Source organism: Pseudomonas soli (genome assembly GCF_021283165.2).
GTDB lineage: Bacteria > Pseudomonadota > Gammaproteobacteria > Pseudomonadales > Pseudomonadaceae > Aquipseudomonas > Aquipseudomonas soli.
Genome location: NZ_CP128543.1, coordinates 5,427,668 through 5,443,484 on the forward strand (window position 1 = coordinate 5,427,668; position 15,817 = coordinate 5,443,484).

The window sequence follows — 15,817 nt, forward strand, 5'->3', positions numbered from 1 at the left end:
CAGTCCTTCAGGGCTGTTTGCTGCGGGTTGGGTGGACGACGTGCAGATAGTGTTCGGCAACGTCGAGCATACGGTTGGCAAACCCCCATTCGTTGTCGAACCAGGCCAGCAGGTTCACCAGGCGGGAGCCTGAGACACGGGTCTGGCTGGCATCGACGATGGCCGAATGCGGGTCATGGTTGAAATCACAGCTGGCGTGGGGCAGCTCGGTGTAGGCCAGCAAGCCTTTTAGCGGGCCAACCAGGGCGGCCTCGCGCAACACCCGGTTGACCTCGGCCGCGCTGGTGTCGCGCGCGGTCTGCAGGGTGATGTCCAGGCACGACACGTTGACGGTTGGCACGCGTACCGCTTTGGCCTGGATTCGCCCGGCAAGTTCCGGCAGCAGGCGCTCGATGCCCCGCGCCAGACCAGTGGACACCGGAATCACCGACTGGAATGCCGAGCGCGTGCGGCGCAGGTCTTCATGGTGATAGGCGTCGATCACCGGCTGGTCGTTCATCGCCGAGTGGATGGTGGTGATCTGTACGTACTCGATGCCAAAGGCCTGGTCCAGCACCCGCAGCAGGGGCACGCCGCAGTTGGTGGTGCAGGACGCGTTCGATACCAGCAGTTCGTTGCCGGTCAGGCAACCCTGGTTGATGCCGTAGACCACCGTGGCATCGACGTCGGCTTCACTGGCCATCGGCTGCGAGAACAGCACCCGTGGCGCACCGGCATCGAGAAAACGCTGGCCGTCGGCTCGGGTGTTGTAGGCGCCAGAGCACTCCAGTACCAGGTCGACATCCAGGGCGGCCCAGTCGATGCCTTCGGGGGTGGCGCTGCGCAGCACTTTCACACAGTCGCCATTGATATGCAGACAATCGCCGTCGACTTTCACCTCACCGGGGAAACGCCCGTGGGTGGAGTCGAAGCGCGTCAGGTATTCCAGACTGGCCTGGTCGGCCAGGTCGTTCAGCGCGACGATCTCGAAACCGGCCTTCGCCCCTCGCTCGAACAGTGCGCGCAGGACACAGCGGCCGATGCGGCCGTAACCGTTGAGTGCAACTTTGTAGGGACGCGGGTGGGGCATTCGATACTCACGTGCAGGTGCGTTGAACGACCATCGCGGGGCAAGCCCGCTCCCACAAGGCACCGGGATGCCTTGTGGGAGCGGGCTTGCCCCGCGATCAGGCGGGAGGCACGGAGCCTCCCGGGTGCATCAGTCTTCCAGCAGCTCTTCAGCGGTACCCAGGATGTTGTCCAGGGTGAAGCCGAACTCCTCGAACAGCGCGGAGGCCGGTGCCGACTCGCCGTAGGTGGTCATGCCGATCACGCGACCTTCGAGGCCGACGTACTTGTACCAGAAGTCGGCATGGGCAGCCTCGATGGCGATGCGCGCACCGACTTCCAGTGGCAGGACCGACTGCTTGTAGGCAGCGTCCTGGGCATCGAACACGCTGGTGCTCGGCATCGACACGACGCGGACCTTGCGGCCCTCGGCGCTCAGCTTGTCGAACGCCTGGACGGCCAGGCCCACTTCGGAACCGGTGGCGATCAGGATCAGCTCAGGCTCGCCGGCGCAGTCCTTGAGCACGTAACCGCCACGGGCGATATCGGCGATCTGCTGGGCATTGCGATCCTGATGCTGCAGGTTCTGGCGCGAGAAGATCAGCGCCGATGGACCGTCCTTGCGCTCCAGGGCGACTTTCCAGGACACGGCGGATTCCACCGCATCGGCCGGACGCCAGGTGTCCAGGTTCGGCGTGCTGCGCAGGCTGGTCAGTTGCTCGATTGGCTGGTGGGTCGGACCGTCTTCGCCCAGGCCGATGGAGTCGTGGGTGTAGACGTGGATCACGCGCTGCTTCATCAGCGCCGACATGCGCACTGCGTTGCGGGCGTATTCCATGAACATCAGGAAGGTCGCGCCATAAGGCACCAGGCCACCGTGCAGGGCGACGCCGTTCATGATCGCGGTCATGCCGAATTCGCGCACCCCGTAGAACACGTAGTTGCCGCTGGCGTCATTGGCCTCGACACCCTTGCAACCTTTCCACAAGGTCAGGTTGGAGCCGGCCAGGTCCGCCGAACCCCCGAGGAACTCCGGCAGCAGCGGGCCGAAGGCATTCAGGGTGTTCTGGCTGGCCTTGCGGCTGGCGATGGTTTCGCCCTTGGCAGCGACTTCGTTGATGTAGGCCTGGGCCTTCTCGGAGAAGTCCGCCGGCAGGTCGCCTGCGTCACGGCGCTTGAACTCGGCAGCCAGTTCCGGGTAAGCCTTGGCATAGGCGTCGAAACGCTCGTTCCAGGCAGCTTCGGCCTTGGCGCCAGCGGCTTTGGCGTCCCACTCGGCATAGATGTCGGCCGGGATCTCGAACGGACCGTGGTTCCAGTTCAGTTCCTTGCGGGCCAGGGCGATTTCTTCGTTGCCCAGCGGTGCGCCGTGGCAGTCTTCCTTGCCCTGCTTGTTAGGCGAGCCGAAGCCGATGATGGTCTTGCAGCAGATCAGGGTCGGACGGTCGCTCTTGCGAGCGGTGTCGATGGCCATCTTGATCTCGTCGGCGTCGTGACCGTTGACGTTGCGGATCACCTGCCAGTTGTAGGCTTCGAAGCGCGCCGGGGTGTTGTCGGTGAACCAGCCGTGCACTTCGCCGTCGATGGAGATGCCGTTGTCGTCGTAGAAGGCGATCAGTTTGTTCAGGCCCAGGGTGCCGGCCAGCGAGGCGACTTCGTGGGAAATGCCTTCCATCATGCAGCCGTCGCCGAGGAACACGTAGGTGTTGTGGTCGACGATGTTGTGGCCTTCACGGTTGAACTGGGCGCCCAGCACCTTTTCCGCCAGGGCGAAGCCCACGGCGTTGGCCAGACCCTGGCCCAGGGGGCCGGTGGTGGTTTCCACGCCTGGGGTGTAGCCGAACTCCGGGTGGCCCGGGGTGCGGCTGTGCAGCTGACGGAAGGCCTTGAGGTCGTCGATGGTGACGTCGTAGCCGGTCAGGTGCAGCAGCGAATAGATGAGCATCGAGCCGTGACCGTTGGACAGCACGAAGCGGTCACGGTCGGCGAAGTTCGGGTTGCTCGGGTTGTGCTTCAGGTAGTCGCGCCAAAGCACTTCGGCGATATCCGCCATACCCATGGGGGCACCTGGGTGGCCGCTGTTGGCCTTTTGCACGGCATCCATGCTGAGGGCACGAATGGCGTTGGCACGTTCACGACGGCTGGGCATCGCTGAGTCTCCTGGGGCTTGAAAGGGTGGTGAAGCGAAAAAAGGCGACCATTTTCGCCCACAGGGGGGGCCGGGGGCAATGACGTATGGTCGCAGTCGGGCTTTTTTCCTGTGTTTGGCCTGCTTTTCACGAGAAATCCGCCTGCGAAACCACCACCCATCCAGCAATATCAAAACTTTTTGATATTGCTATTGCGACGAGAGCATCCCCTGACTAGACTCCCGCCCCATGAACCTCAATGCGCCCATCACCCCGCAACGCAGCGACGAGCTGGCCGCCCTGTGCAAGGCCGGCGGCGATCCTCTGCGCCTGAACGTGCTGCGCGCATTGGCCAACGACTCGTTCGGCGTGCTGGAGCTGGCGCAGATCTTCGACATCGGCCAGTCGGGCATGAGCCACCACCTCAAGGTACTGGCCCAGGCCGACCTGGTGGCGACCCGTCGCGAGGGCAATGCGATCTTCTACCGCCGCGCCCTGCCCGACAGTCAGCGCCTGGGTGGCCGCCTGCACACGGCGCTGCTGGAGGAAGCCGACGACCTCTCGCTGCCCGTGGACGTACAGGCACGTATCGCCCTGGTGCAACAGCGCCGCGCCGCCACCAGCCAGGACTTTTTCCAGCGCGTCGAAGAGAAATTCCGCGCCCAGCAGGACCTCATCGCCGGCTTGCCGCAGTACCGCGAAAGCCTGCTGGCATTGCTCGACAAGCTCAGCTTCGGCGTCGGCGCCAGCGCCCTGGAAGTGGGGCCTGGCGACGGCGGTTTCCTGCCTGACCTGGCGCGCCGCTTCGACCAGGTCACGGCCATGGACAACAGCCCGACCATGCTCGAGCTGGCGCGCCAGGTCTGTGAGCGCAATGCACTGAACAACGTGAACCTGCAGTTGGCCGATGCACTGGGTACAACGGATGTGGAAGCCGACTGCGTTGTGCTGAACATGGTCCTGCACCATTTCAGCGACCCGGCCCAGGCCTTGCGCCTGCTGGCCAGACGGGTGAAAGCGGGCGGCAGCCTGCTGGTCACCGAGCTGTGCAGCCATGACCAGGGGTGGGCGCGCGAAGCCTGCGGCGACCTGTGGCTTGGCTTCGAGCAGGACGACCTGGCCCGTTGGGCCAACGCGGCAGGGCTGGCCCCCGGGGACAGCCTCTACGTGGGCTTGCGTAACGGTTTTCAGATCCAGGTCCGGCATTTCCAGCGGGCCACTGGCGACATACAACATCGGTAAATTTCAGGAACCCATCGAGATGAGCGAATACTCCCTTTTCACCTCCGAGTCCGTGTCCGAAGGGCATCCGGACAAGATCGCCGACCAGATCTCCGACGCGGTGCTGGACGCCATCATCGCCCAGGACAAGTATGCCCGCGTGGCCTGCGAGACCCTGGTCAAGACCGGTGTCGCCATCATCGCCGGTGAAGTCACCACTTCGGCCTGGGTCGATCTGGAAGACCTTGTACGTAACGTGATCATCGACATCGGCTACAACAGCTCCGACGTCGGCTTCGACGGTGCCACCTGCGCCGTGATGAACATCATCGGCAAGCAGTCGGTGGACATCGCCCAGGGCGTCGACCGTTCCCGCCCGGAAGACCAGGGTGCCGGCGACCAGGGCCTGATGTTCGGCTACGCCAGCAACGAGACCGACGTGCTGATGCCGGCCCCGATCTGCTTCTCGCACCGCCTGGTCGAGCGCCAGGCCGAGGCGCGCAAGTCCAAGCTGCTGCCTTGGCTGCGCCCGGACGCCAAGTCACAGGTCACCTGCCGCTATGAAAACGGCAAGGTCGTCGGTATCGACGCGGTCGTACTGTCGACCCAGCACAACCCCGAGGTCTCGCAAAAAGACCTGCAGGAAGCGGTGATGGAGCTGATCGTCAAGCACACCCTGCCTGCCGAGCTGCTGCACAAGGGTACCCAGTACCATATCAACCCGACGGGCAACTTCATCATCGGTGGCCCGGTGGGCGACTGCGGCCTGACCGGCCGCAAGATCATCGTCGACTCCTACGGCGGCATGGCTCGCCACGGTGGTGGCGCGTTCTCCGGCAAGGACCCGTCCAAGGTCGACCGTTCCGCCGCCTACGCCGGCCGCTACGTGGCCAAGAACATCGTCGCCGCCGGCCTGGCCGAGCGTTGCGAGATCCAGGTGTCCTACGCCATCGGCGTGGCCCAGCCGACCTCCATCTCGATCAACACCTTCGGCACCGGCAAGGTCTCGGACGAGAAGATCGTGCAACTGGTGCGCGAATGCTTCGACCTGCGTCCGTACGCCATCACCACCATGCTCGACCTGCTGCACCCGATGTACCAGGAAACCGCTGCCTACGGTCACTTCGGTCGTACCCCGCAGCAGAAGACCGTGGGTGACGACACCTTCACCACCTTCACCTGGGAGCGCACCGACCGCGCCGCCGCCCTGCGCGACGCCGCCGGCCTGTAAGTCTCCTACAGCAGTAAAAGAAAGCCCCTGCCGAGCAATCGGCAGGGGCTTTTTCGTGACATATCGTCTGACAATGCGGCACGTCGCAGCGCGCAGCTGACACCTAGGCTGAGGACTCCTTACCGCCTCGCAAGGATGCCGGCCATGCCGTTGCTGCTGATACTCATGCTCCTGCCGATACTCATCGCCAGCGCACAGGCCGGCCAGTGTCCGGATTGGAGCGTATCCCAGGCGAATGCCGAAATGGCCCGGCTGGGCGAGACCCTGGCCCGCTGGGACGACCACTACCATCGTCAGGGCAAGTCATTGGTGGCCGACGAGCTCTATGACCAGAGCCGCCAGCGCCAATTGCTGCTACAGCGGTGCTTCAACCTGCCAGACGCGGCGCCCGCCCCACTGGCAAGCGCACGCGGTCCGATTGCACACCCGATCGTCCACACCGGCGTCGACAAGCTCCCTGACGAACAGGCAATGCGTCGTTGGCTGGCCGACAAACGCGATGTCTGGATACAGCCCAAGGTCGACGGCGTCGCGGTTTCCCTGGTCTACCAGAAGGGTCGGTTGGTCCGGCTGCTCAGCCGTGGCGATGGCGTCCAGGGCCATGACTGGAGCCGGCATATTCCCTCGCTCGGCGCCATCACCCGACAGCTGCCGCAGCCTGTGGACCTGGTGCTGCAAGGGGAACTGTACAAACGCCTGGAGGGCCATGTGCAGGCCCAGGCAGGCAGCCTCAACGCTCGCGGCAACGTGGCCGGGCTGATGGCACGCAAGCAGCTGGACACAGCGCTCGGCGCGAGCATCGGCCTGTTCGTCTGGGACTGGCCGCACGGGCCGCAAACCCAGACAGAGCGTCTCGAGCGACTGGCCGCCATGGGCTTTGCCGACAGCCAGCGCTACAGCGTCGCCATCGCCAGCCCGGAGCAGGCCGCCGAGATGCGCCTGCACTGGTATCGCACCGCCCTGCCCTTCGCCACCGATGGCGTGATCCTGCGCCAGGACAGCCGCCCGCCCGCCGAACGCTGGCAGGCCAAGGCCCCTTACTGGATTGCGGCCTGGAAATACCCCTTCTCCCAGGCACTGGCCGAGGTGCGCGAAGTGCGCTTTCGCATTGGACGCACTGGCAAGGTAACCCCCATCCTGCATCTGGCGCCTGTCGAACTGGACGACCGTCAGGTTTCCCAGGTCAGCCTTGGTTCCCTGGCTCGCTGGCAGAAACTCGATATTCGCCCTGGCGACCAGGTGGCCATCAGCCTTGCCGGCCTCACCGTTCCGCGGTTTGACGACGTGGTACATCGCACGGTCGTGCGACAGCCCGTGGCCTCACCGGCTGCCGGCCAGTATGACGCCCACACTTGCTGGCGGGCTGGCGCTGGCTGCGAAGAGCAATTCATTGCCCGATTGAACTGGTTGAGCGGCAAGCAGGGGCTGGCCCTGCCAGGGATCGGACCGGGTACCTGGCGCCGACTGGTGAATGCCGGCCTGGTGACCTCCCTCGTGGACTGGCTGGAGCTCGACACCCAAGTCCTGACGAAGGTGCCGGGTCTCGGCGACGCCAGGGCCCGACAGCTTCATGACAGTTTCAGCGCGGCTCACCTGCGCTCCTTCCACCAGTGGTTGAAAGCGCTGGGCGCGCCCTTGCCTCAGGAGATGCCGCTGGAGGCCGACTGGTCGACGCTCGCAACCCGATCGGCTGACGCATGGCAAGCCTCGCCGGGGGTCGGTGGCGCAAAATCGAAACAACTCGAGGTTTTTTTTGCAACAGAAGATGTTCAAGCCCTTGCCGCGCAACTGGGCGGGTATCGTATCGCCGGTTTCCAGCACTCGAACGACACCGCCGAACAATGACGAGCGTAGGGTAACTCCGAGTTTGCCGTTTAAAGCCCCACCAAGGGTTCCTAAATCCGGCAAACCAAGGCAGGATTCCACCAACTTTTGCTGCTCCGCCCCGCTCAGGAGGCTTTTCATGACACGTTTCACCGCTCTTTTCCTGCTGGCAACCCTTGGCCTGGCGACCGGCGTCGCGCAAGCCGCCCAGCCGGATGCAGGCTTGACCGGCTGCGCCGCCAAACGCAGCGCCATCGAGAACCAGCTGAAGATTGCCCGTGACCATGGCAACAGTGACCAAGTTGCCGGGCTCGAAGAGGCGCTGCGTGGCGTGGACAACTGCACCGAAGCCGGGCTGCGCAAAGAGCGCGAGCAGAAAGTGCTCGATGCCCGCCACGAAGTGAACCAGCGCACCAAGGACCTGGACAAAGCCATGAAGAAGGGTGACGCGGAAAAGATCAACAAGCGCAAGGACAAGCTGGCCGAGGCAAAGAAAGAACTGCAGGAAGCCGTGGACGACCTCGAGCGCTGACCTAACAGCCCTTGATGTGGGAGCGAACCCGCTCCCACGACAGCCTCCCACGGCTCAATGATTACGAAACTCGCTATGACAGGCCTTGCACGCCGCCTCGACCTTGTCCATCGGTGCCTTCATCTGCGTTGCGTCCAGCGACGGGTTGCGGGTCACCGTCACCAGCTCGCCGGTGACGCCCTCCAGCTGCCGGGCCAGGTCCTGGAACCGCGCCTGCCGCTCCCAGACATCCGCCCGCGCGCTGCTGTCACCCTCGTCGCGCACCTGCGGGAAGTGCTGCCACGGCTCATGGGCCAGGGAATCCAGCTTCACCGCGCCCTCGGCGAACTTCACGCCATCGAAGGGCAACCGTCCGCGCAGCATGCCTCCCATGTCTTCACTGGTCTTGAGCATCTGCTTGAAGATCGCCTTGCGCTGGCCCAGTGGCGAGTTGGGATCGACGCCGTCACAGGCGGTCAGGGCGAGGGCGGCGAGCAGTACTACGGTCAATCGCTTGAACATCACGGTCTCTTTGGCCAGGCAAACGGGTGGCCAGTATCGCCGCCCGCCGGGCAAAGACCAATAGCCACACAGAAAACAAGGGTGAATGTTCATGTTTCGCCCAGCACAGGACCTTCTCGATGAAATCTGCATTGCGCCATCTCGCCTGGGCCCTGCCCGCCCTGGCGCTCCTGGCCGGCTGCAACGGCGGCGAAAGCGCCAAGCCTGAGCCTCATGCCATCGCCACTTATGTGCCAGCCACCTGGAAGGACCTGCCCCAGGTCAGCGACGACGACCTGCTGGCCGGCTTCTATGCCTGGCGCAACGGTTGCGAGAAGCTCAAGCGCGATCCGGTGTGGGCCGCAACCTGCGAGGCAGCCGGCTCAGCCATGGCGAACCCTGATCAGGTACGCACCTTCCTCGAGCAGAATCTCCAGGTGTTTGGACTGCGCTCGGCGCAGAACAGCGCCAACGGCCTGATCACCGGGTATTACGAACCGGTCTACCCCGGCAGCCTGGAACGCACCGAAGCCGCGCATGTACCAGTGTACGGCGTACCCGAGGACATGATCGTGGTCGATCTGGCCAGTGTGTATCCCGAACTCAAGGGCAAGCGCTTGCGCGGGCGCCTTGATGGCCGCGTGCTCAAACCCTATGACACCGCCGAAGTGATCAACCGCGACGGTGCCATGGCGCCGGTACTGGCCTGGCTGACCGACCCGATGGACTTGCAGTTCCTGCAGATCCAGGGTTCCGGTCGCATCCAGCTGGAAGGTGGCCGCCAGCTACGGCTGGGGTATGCCGACCAGAACGGCCATCCCTATCGGCCGATTGGCCGCTGGCTGGTGGAACAGGGCCAGCTGCCTAAGGAACAGGTGACCATGGGCAGCATCCACGCTTGGGCCCAGGCCAACCCGAAGCGGATCCCTGAGTTGCTGGCCAGCAACCCGAGCTATGTGTTCTTCAGCACCCGCCCGGACAGCAACGAAGGTCCGCGCGGCTCACTCAACGTGCCGCTGACCGCTGGCTACAGCGTGGCCATCGACCGCAAGGTGATCCCGCTGGGCAGCCTGCTGTGGCTGTCCACCACCCGCCCCGACGGCAGCCCGGTGGTGCGCCCCGTGGGAGCTCAAGACACGGGTGGGGCGATTACTGGTGAAGTGCGTGCGGACCTGTTCTGGGGCACCGGGCCAGAGGCAGGGGAACTGGCAGGCAACATGAAACAACAGGGGCAGATCTGGATGTTGTGGCCCAAGGGTCAGCCTTTGCCCGAAGTACCGAAGGTACCCTGACGGGCGCTATCGCGGGGCATGCCTACTCCCACTGCGGGAGCGGGCATGCCCCGCGATGCACTCAGATCGAAACGACAAAGAACGACACGATCAGCGCCATCCCGACGAACCACACCAGCGAGCGCAACACCGCCCAATCCGCCAGGTAGCAGATGATGTAGAGCAACCGGCTGGTGATGTACATCACGCCCAGCACATCTTGGGTTACTTGTTCGGCATTGCCGACGATATCGGCCACCAGCACCGCCGCGGCAAATGCCGGAAACGCCTCGTAGCCATTCAACTGAGCGGCATGGGCCCGCCGTGGCAGCCCGTCAAGCTCGTCCAGAAAGGCACGCGGGTCATGATTGGCGCGAAAGCCAAAATACCCGCTGCTGAGTTTGGCGATCAACGCACACAGCGGCGGCAGGACCAGGGCGACAAGAATGCACCACAGGGCTACGGTCATCTACAGGACTCCTTGTTTCACAGAGGTTGGCTTCAGAGCTTCATCACCAGCATGCCGGCCAGCACCAGCGTGCAAGCTAGGAGTCTTGGCCCGCCAAAAGGTTCTTTGAGGTAGCGCATGCCCAGGAGCACCACGAGAATCACGCTCAGTTCGCGCAACGCTGCCGCCTCGGCCACCGAGCCCAGGTGCATGGCCCAGAGCACCAGAGCGTAGCTGAACAACACACAGAACCCGACTGCCAGGCCCAGATTCCATTGGGTTCGCCAGAACAGCATGAATGGCCCCCGGCGAGCCACCACGGCCAGCAGCGGGAACGGCCAGGAGCTGAGCAGGCTCAGCCACACCAGGTAATCCCACGGTTTGCCCCACAGGCGTACGGCCTGGCCGTCGAACCAGGTGTAGCAGCCGATGCACAGGCCGATCAGCGCCACCACCGGCAGCATCGACCAGGGCAGGCGGTCGCCGCCACCGCCCTGCCAAAGCAGACACGCCATGCCACAGGGGATCAGCAGGATGCCGATGATCTGCTGCTGGCTCAGCGATTCGCCGGCAAAGGCCAGGGTCAACCCAAGTACCACCAAGGGCGACAGGCCACGCATCAACGGATAGACCAGGCCCAGGTCGCCGACCCGATAGGCCTGGATCAGCAGAAAGCGGTACAGCTGCTCGGCCAGCGCCGAGGCCAACAGCCAGGGCCAGATCCCGGCGGGCGGGAAATCTACGAAGGCCACCGCCAGCAGGGCGAAACTCAGCGCCACCACGTCCATGCTGGCGATGACCAGCAGCCGCTCGGCGCTGAACTTGATCAAGGTATTCCAGGTGGCATGGAGCAGGGCTGCGACCAGTACGAGGGAAGTTGCCAGCACGCCTTGGAATCCTTGTTGTCGTTCGGTGGGGACCACTATATAGCGCCTGGCGTGTTATGGCCCCATCTCGGCGAGCCCGCCCCCACGCCACTGCCTGACAGGAACCAATTGGAGAAATCCGGTCATAAGGTGTGTCCCGACTGCCGCGCCAGATCATCAAAGAACTGCCCGAGCCATTCGGGTAATGACTTGGAAGCCACTTTCACAGGATTCGGGATGCTTGAATTAGTTGCCGCGTTTATCTGCCTCACCACCCTCCTCACTTATGTGAACTACCGCTTCATCGGCCTGCCGCCGGCCATCGGCGTGATGGTCACCGCATTGCTATTCTCCCTGATGCTGCAGGGCCTGAGCCTGATCGGCTTCCCTGGCTTGGAAGAACGCGTTGAAGGCCTGATGAACCAGATCGACTTCAACGACCTGCTGATGCACTGGATGCTGTCGTTCCTGCTGTTCGCCGGCGCGTTGCACGTCAATCTTGCCGACCTGCGCAGCTACCGCTGGCCGATCGGCCTGCTGGCCACCCTGGGCGTGCTCATCGCCACCGTGGTGATTGGCTACCTGTCGCACTGGGTGTTCGCCCTGTTCGGCTGGAACGTGCCACTGATCTACTGCCTGCTGTTCGGTGCGCTGATCTCGCCAACCGACCCGATCGCCGTGCTCGGCGCGCTGCGTACCGCCAACGCCTCCAAACCGCTGAAGACCACCATCGTCGGCGAGTCGCTGTTCAACGACGGCACGGCGGTCGTGGTGTTCACCGTGCTGCTGGGCATCATCCAGCTGGGCGAGACGCCGAGCGTCGCCGATACCGCCATCCTGTTCGCCCGTGAGGCACTGGGTGGCATCGCCTTCGGCGGCCTGATCGGTTACGCCACCTACCGCATGATCAAGAGCGTCGAGCAGTACCAGGTGGAGGTGATGCTGACCCTGGCACTGGTGATCGGCGGCTCGGCCATGTGCTACGAGTTGCACGTGTCGGCGCCGATCGCCATGGTGGTGGCCGGCCTGATCATCGGCAACCTGGGGCGCAACCTGGCGATGAACGACATGACCCGCCGCTACATGGATGGCTTCTGGGAACTGATCGACGACATGCTCAACGCCCTGCTGTTCGCGCTGATTGGCCTGGAACTGTTGCTGCTGCCGTTCAACTGGTTGCACCTGGCGGCGGGTGGTGTGCTGGCGATTGCGGTGCTGGCTTCGCGCCTGCTGACCGTGGCGCCGGCGATCGTGCTGTTGCGCCGCTGGCGCAGCGTGCCGCAAGGCACCATTCGCGTACTGACCTGGGGTGGCCTGCGCGGTGGCGTGTCGGTGGCCCTGGCACTGTCGCTACCGCAGGGCGCCGAGCGTGATCTGCTGCTGTCGATCACTTACATCGTGGTGCTGTCGTCGATCCTGGTGCAGGGTCTGACGGTCGGAAAGGTTGTGCGCAAGGTCAGCACACAACCCGAGTGACAGCATAGGGGCGGACTAGCCCCGCGATATCGTCTGCACAGGCATCGATGTTGATCCTGCCGGCGCCATCGCGGGGCAAGCCCGCTCCCAAGCTTGAGCAAATGGATCTATTCCACCGCGCTGTCCGGAAACTGGTCCTGGATGTACTTGATCTCGGTGCGCCCGTGGGCGGCCGGCAGGCCATCCTCACCCAGGTTGACGAAGACCATCTTGTCGACGGTCAGGATCGCCTTGCGGGTGATCTTGTTGCGCACTTCGCACTTGAGCGTGATCGAGGTGCGGCCGAACTCGGTGGCGGTAATGCCCAGCTCGATGATGTCGCCCTGACGCGAAGCACTGACGAAGTTGATCTCGGAAATGTACTTGGTCACCACGCGCTGGTTGCCCAGTTGGACGATGGCGTAGATTGCCGCCTCCTCGTCGATCCAGCGCAGCAGACTGCCGCCGAACAGGGTGCCGTTGGGATTGAGGTCTTCGGGTTTTACCCATTTGCGGGTGTGAAAGTTCATCTGTACTCCTGACCTGCTTGCTGACATGCGCTAATGATGGCAGACCGCTCGGTCACGCTCCATTGAACATCGACTATCGTCGTGATTAATCGACAGAAAGTCTTGGGTGTGTCACACGCCCGCGGCTATAATCTCGCCGTTTCACATGGTCCCCCGCAGTGGTGGCCATCCCGCCACCCATCCGAGGGGCGCTGCAGCAGGCTCGGCCTGTCAGGCTCGGTTGGGGCGTTGTCCGCGCAAGCGGACGCTCAACGCACAACGGCGCCCATTCGCACACTACGAATGGAGGCTCTCAATGAGCGCTGTAAACACGCCTGCAGGTTTTTCCGACTTCAAGGTCGCCGACATCTCCCTGGCCGACTGGGGCCGTAAGGAAGTCATCATCGCCGAATCGGAAATGCCCGCGCTGATGGGCCTGCGCCGCAAGTATCAAGCCGAGCAACCGCTCAAGGGCGCGAAGATCATCGGCTGCATCCACATGACCATCCAGACTGCCGTGCTGATCGAGACCCTGGTCGCCCTGGGTGCCGAAGTGCGCTGGTCGTCGTGCAACATCTTCTCCACCCAGGACCAGGCCGCCGCCGCCATTGCTGCCGCCGGCATCCCGGTGTTCGCCTGGAAAGGTGAAACCGAGCAGGAATACGAATGGTGCATCGAGCAGACCATCCTCAAGGATGGCCAGCCATGGGACGCCAACATGGTGCTGGACGACGGCGGTGACCTGACCGAGATCCTGCACAAGAAATACCCGGCCATGCTGGACAAGATCCACGGCGTGACCGAAGAGACCACCACCGGCGTGCACCGCCTGCTGGACATGCTGGCCAAGGGCGAGCTGAAAGTCCCGGCGATCAACGTCAACGACTCGGTCACCAAGAGCAAGAACGACAACAAGTACGGCTGCCGTCACAGCCTCAACGACGCCATCAAGCGCGGTACCGACCACCTGCTGTCGGGCAAACAGGCCCTGGTGATCGGCTACGGCGACGTGGGCAAGGGCTCGGCCCAGTCCCTGCGTCAGGAAGGCATGATCGTCAAGGTCACCGAAGTCGACCCGATCTGCGCCATGCAAGCGTGCATGGACGGCTTTGAAGTCGTCTCGCCGTTCAAGGACGGCATCAACACCGGTACCGAAGCCGGCATCAACAAGGACCTGCTCGGCCGCATCGACCTGATCGTCACCACCACCGGTAACGTCAACGTCTGCGACGCCAACATGCTCAAGGCCCTGAAGAAGCGCGCCGTGGTCTGCAACATCGGCCACTTCGACAACGAGATCGACACCGCCTTCATGCGCAAGAACTGGGCATGGGAAGAGGTCAAGCCACAGGTGCACAAGATCCACCGCACCGGTGCCGGCGTGTTCGACCCGCAGAACGACGACTACCTGATCCTGCTGGCCGAAGGCCGCCTGGTGAACCTGGGCAACGCCACCGGCCACCCAAGCCGCATCATGGACGGCTCGTTCGCCAACCAGGTCCTGGCGCAGATCTTCCTGTTCGAGCAGAAGTTCGCCGCGCTGCCTGCCGCGAAGAAGGCCGAGCGCCTGACCGTGGAAGTGCTGCCGAAGAAACTCGACGAAGAAGTGGCCCTGGAGATGGTCCGCGGCTTCGGCGGCGTGGTCACCCAGCTGACCCCGCAGCAGGCCGAGTACATTGGTGTGACCGTCGAAGGCCCGTTCAAGCCGGACGCTTACCGCTACTAAGCGGCTGGTTGCCAGTGCCAGGTATTCTTGCCCGGCACTGGCAGGCAACGTTTCGAACCGATGTCCGAGCCAGGCCGGCCCCCACCGTCCTGGCTTTTATTTGCAGGCAGCAGCCCAGGCTCACTGCCGAAGGAACCAGAGATGTCACAAGAACGCCGCTACAGTTTCGAGTTCTTCCCCACCAAGACCGATGCCGGTCACGAAAAGCTGATGGGCGTTGCCCGCCAGCTGGCCAGCTACAACCCGGACTTCTTCTCCTGCACCTATGGTGCCGGTGGCTCGACCCGCGACCGCACGCTCAACACCGTGCTGCAGCTGGAAAACGAGGTGAAAGTCCCCGCCGCCCCGCACCTGTCCTGCGTGGGTGACAGCAAGGACGACCTGCGTGCCCTGCTGGCCGAGTACCAGGCCGCCGGCATCAAGCGCATCGTCGCCCTGCGTGGCGACCTGCCGTCGGGCATGGGCATGGCCAGCGGCGAGCTGCGCTACGCCAGCGACCTGGTCGAGTTCATCCGCCAGGAAACCGGCAACCACTTCCACCTGGAAGTGGCCGCCTACCCGGAGATGCACCCGCAGGCGCGCAACTTCGAGAGCGACCTGGCCAACTTCGTGCACAAGGTCAAGGCTGGTGCCGACAGCGCCATCACCCAGTATTTCTTCAACGCCGACAGCTACTTCTATTTCGTCGAGCGCGCGCAGAAACTGGGCGTCGAGATCCCGGTGGTGCCCGGCATCATGCCGATCACCAACTACAGCAAGCTGGCGCGTTTCTCCGACGCCTGCGGCGCCGAGATCCCACGCTGGATACGCAAGCAGCTGGAAGCCTATGCCGACGACACCGCCAGCATCCAGGCATTCGGCGAGGAAGTGATCACCCACATGTGCGAACAGCTGCTGCAAGGCGGCGCACCGGGACTGCACTTCTATACCCTCAACCAGTCCGAGCCGAGCCTGGCGATCTGGAACAACCTGAAGCTGCCACGCTGATGGTCGCGAACAAGGCTTTGGCGCAGGTCAAAGCCTTGTTCGTTCGCGCTCGCGCCTGCGGCCAGCGTTCACTGGTCTTGCCCGGGCTTGC

The 15,817-nt window shown here is 63.7% G+C and carries 14 protein-coding genes and 1 riboswitch; of the genes, 8 read left to right on the forward strand and 6 right to left on the reverse strand.

From position 1 onward, the window contains the following. Positions 1 to 7 precede the first annotated feature (7 nt). Positions 8 to 1,069, reverse strand: a complete 1,062-nt coding sequence (gene epd, locus LU688_RS25040; protein ID WP_023631030.1) for an erythrose-4-phosphate dehydrogenase — start codon at positions 1,067 to 1,069, stop codon at positions 8 to 10. Positions 1,070 to 1,198: 129 nt separating this feature from the next. Further along, positions 1,199 to 3,196 carry a transketolase gene (tkt, locus tag LU688_RS25045; protein ID WP_104444806.1) on the reverse strand — a complete coding sequence of 666 codons (1,998 nt, stop codon included), beginning with the start codon at positions 3,194 to 3,196 and terminating at the stop codon, positions 1,199 to 1,201. A 229-nt stretch (positions 3,197 to 3,425) separates the two neighbouring features. Between tkt and LU688_RS25050 the strand changes: the two genes are divergently transcribed. From LU688_RS25050 to LU688_RS25065, 4 genes are all read left to right on the forward strand, one after another. Continuing rightward, positions 3,426 to 4,418, forward strand: a complete 993-nt coding sequence (locus tag LU688_RS25050) for an ArsR/SmtB family transcription factor (protein WP_104444805.1) — start codon at positions 3,426 to 3,428, stop codon at positions 4,416 to 4,418. A gap of 19 nt (positions 4,419 to 4,437) precedes the next feature. Further along, positions 4,438 to 5,628, forward strand: a complete 1,191-nt coding sequence (metK, locus tag LU688_RS25055; RefSeq protein WP_038706913.1) for a methionine adenosyltransferase — start codon at positions 4,438 to 4,440, stop codon at positions 5,626 to 5,628. A gap of 144 nt (positions 5,629 to 5,772) precedes the next feature. Further along, complete coding sequence (gene ligB, locus LU688_RS25060) at positions 5,773 to 7,473, forward strand: NAD-dependent DNA ligase LigB (RefSeq protein WP_160290837.1); 1,701 nt, start codon at positions 5,773 to 5,775, stop codon at positions 7,471 to 7,473. 118 nt (positions 7,474 to 7,591) lie between these two features. Then, positions 7,592 to 7,984 (forward strand): DUF1090 domain-containing protein, encoded by a 393-nt coding sequence (locus tag LU688_RS25065; RefSeq protein ID WP_104444803.1) that lies wholly within the window; start codon positions 7,592 to 7,594, stop codon positions 7,982 to 7,984. Positions 7,985 to 8,038: 54 nt separating this feature from the next. Here the strand turns inward: LU688_RS25065 and LU688_RS25070 are convergent, their stop codons facing one another. Continuing rightward, positions 8,039 to 8,485, reverse strand: a complete 447-nt coding sequence (locus tag LU688_RS25070; RefSeq protein WP_038706915.1) for a c-type cytochrome — start codon at positions 8,483 to 8,485, stop codon at positions 8,039 to 8,041. 119 nt (positions 8,486 to 8,604) lie between these two features. Here LU688_RS25070 and mltA point away from each other — a divergent pair, with 119 nt between their 5' ends. After that, entirely contained in the window at positions 8,605 to 9,756 is a 1,152-nt protein-coding gene (gene mltA / locus LU688_RS25075; protein WP_094012348.1) for a murein transglycosylase A, read from the forward strand. Positions 9,757 to 9,817: 61 nt separating this feature from the next. Here the strand turns inward: mltA and LU688_RS25080 are convergent, their stop codons facing one another. Both LU688_RS25080 and LU688_RS25085 read right to left on the reverse strand, forming a co-directional pair. Next, positions 9,818 to 10,204 (reverse strand): MAPEG family protein, encoded by a 387-nt coding sequence (locus tag LU688_RS25080; RefSeq protein ID WP_094012347.1) that lies wholly within the window; start codon positions 10,202 to 10,204, stop codon positions 9,818 to 9,820. A gap of 32 nt (positions 10,205 to 10,236) precedes the next feature. Next, complete coding sequence (locus tag LU688_RS25085) at positions 10,237 to 11,070, reverse strand: EamA family transporter (RefSeq protein WP_023629466.1); 834 nt, start codon at positions 11,068 to 11,070, stop codon at positions 10,237 to 10,239. A gap of 216 nt (positions 11,071 to 11,286) precedes the next feature. Here LU688_RS25085 and LU688_RS25090 point away from each other — a divergent pair, with 216 nt between their 5' ends. Next, positions 11,287 to 12,525 (forward strand): cation:proton antiporter, encoded by a 1,239-nt coding sequence (locus LU688_RS25090; protein WP_094012346.1) that lies wholly within the window; start codon positions 11,287 to 11,289, stop codon positions 12,523 to 12,525. A gap of 107 nt (positions 12,526 to 12,632) precedes the next feature. Here the strand turns inward: LU688_RS25090 and LU688_RS25095 are convergent, their stop codons facing one another. Next, positions 12,633 to 13,034 carry an acyl-CoA thioesterase gene (locus LU688_RS25095; RefSeq protein ID WP_003257757.1) on the reverse strand — a complete coding sequence of 134 codons (402 nt, stop codon included), beginning with the start codon at positions 13,032 to 13,034 and terminating at the stop codon, positions 12,633 to 12,635. Between the two features lie 177 nt (positions 13,035 to 13,211). Beyond that, positions 13,212 to 13,308, forward strand: a riboswitch (S-adenosyl-L-homocysteine riboswitch). A gap of 21 nt (positions 13,309 to 13,329) precedes the next feature. Between LU688_RS25095 and ahcY the strand changes: the two genes are divergently transcribed. Next, a complete protein-coding gene (ahcY, locus tag LU688_RS25100; protein WP_046853939.1) occupies positions 13,330 to 14,739 on the forward strand; it encodes an adenosylhomocysteinase in 1,410 nt (469 codons plus the stop codon). 141 nt (positions 14,740 to 14,880) lie between these two features. Further along, the gene (gene metF, locus LU688_RS25105; protein ID WP_094012345.1) at positions 14,881 to 15,726 is read left to right on the forward strand and encodes a methylenetetrahydrofolate reductase [NAD(P)H]; all 846 of its coding nucleotides are present in this window, start codon (positions 14,881 to 14,883) and stop codon (positions 15,724 to 15,726) included. Positions 15,727 to 15,817 lie beyond the last annotated feature (91 nt).

What these genes read in the sequence shown, in the direction of transcription:
- LU688_RS25050 (WP_104444805.1), top strand. Translation starts at nt 3,426, where the DNA reads ATGAACCTCAATGCGCCCATCACCCCGCAACGCAGCGACGAGCTGGCC.
- LU688_RS25065 (WP_104444803.1), top strand. Translation starts at nt 7,592, where the DNA reads ATGACACGTTTCACCGCTCTTTTCCTGCTGGCAACCCTTGGCCTGGCG.
- ligB (WP_160290837.1), top strand. Translation starts at nt 5,773, where the DNA reads ATGCCGTTGCTGCTGATACTCATGCTCCTGCCGATACTCATCGCCAGC.
- metK (WP_038706913.1), top strand. Translation starts at nt 4,438, where the DNA reads ATGAGCGAATACTCCCTTTTCACCTCCGAGTCCGTGTCCGAAGGGCAT.
- LU688_RS25090 (WP_094012346.1), top strand. Translation starts at nt 11,287, where the DNA reads ATGCTTGAATTAGTTGCCGCGTTTATCTGCCTCACCACCCTCCTCACT.
- LU688_RS25080 (WP_094012347.1), bottom strand. Translation starts at nt 10,204, where the DNA reads ATGACCGTAGCCCTGTGGTGCATTCTTGTCGCCCTGGTCCTGCCGCCG.
- metF (WP_094012345.1), top strand. Translation starts at nt 14,881, where the DNA reads ATGTCACAAGAACGCCGCTACAGTTTCGAGTTCTTCCCCACCAAGACC.
- epd (WP_023631030.1), bottom strand. Translation starts at nt 1,069, where the DNA reads ATGCCCCACCCGCGTCCCTACAAAGTTGCACTCAACGGTTACGGCCGC.
- tkt (WP_104444806.1), bottom strand. Translation starts at nt 3,196, where the DNA reads ATGCCCAGCCGTCGTGAACGTGCCAACGCCATTCGTGCCCTCAGCATG.
- LU688_RS25070 (WP_038706915.1), bottom strand. Translation starts at nt 8,485, where the DNA reads ATGTTCAAGCGATTGACCGTAGTACTGCTCGCCGCCCTCGCCCTGACC.
- ahcY (WP_046853939.1), top strand. Translation starts at nt 13,330, where the DNA reads ATGAGCGCTGTAAACACGCCTGCAGGTTTTTCCGACTTCAAGGTCGCC.
- LU688_RS25095 (WP_003257757.1), bottom strand. Translation starts at nt 13,034, where the DNA reads ATGAACTTTCACACCCGCAAATGGGTAAAACCCGAAGACCTCAATCCC.
- mltA (WP_094012348.1), top strand. Translation starts at nt 8,605, where the DNA reads ATGAAATCTGCATTGCGCCATCTCGCCTGGGCCCTGCCCGCCCTGGCG.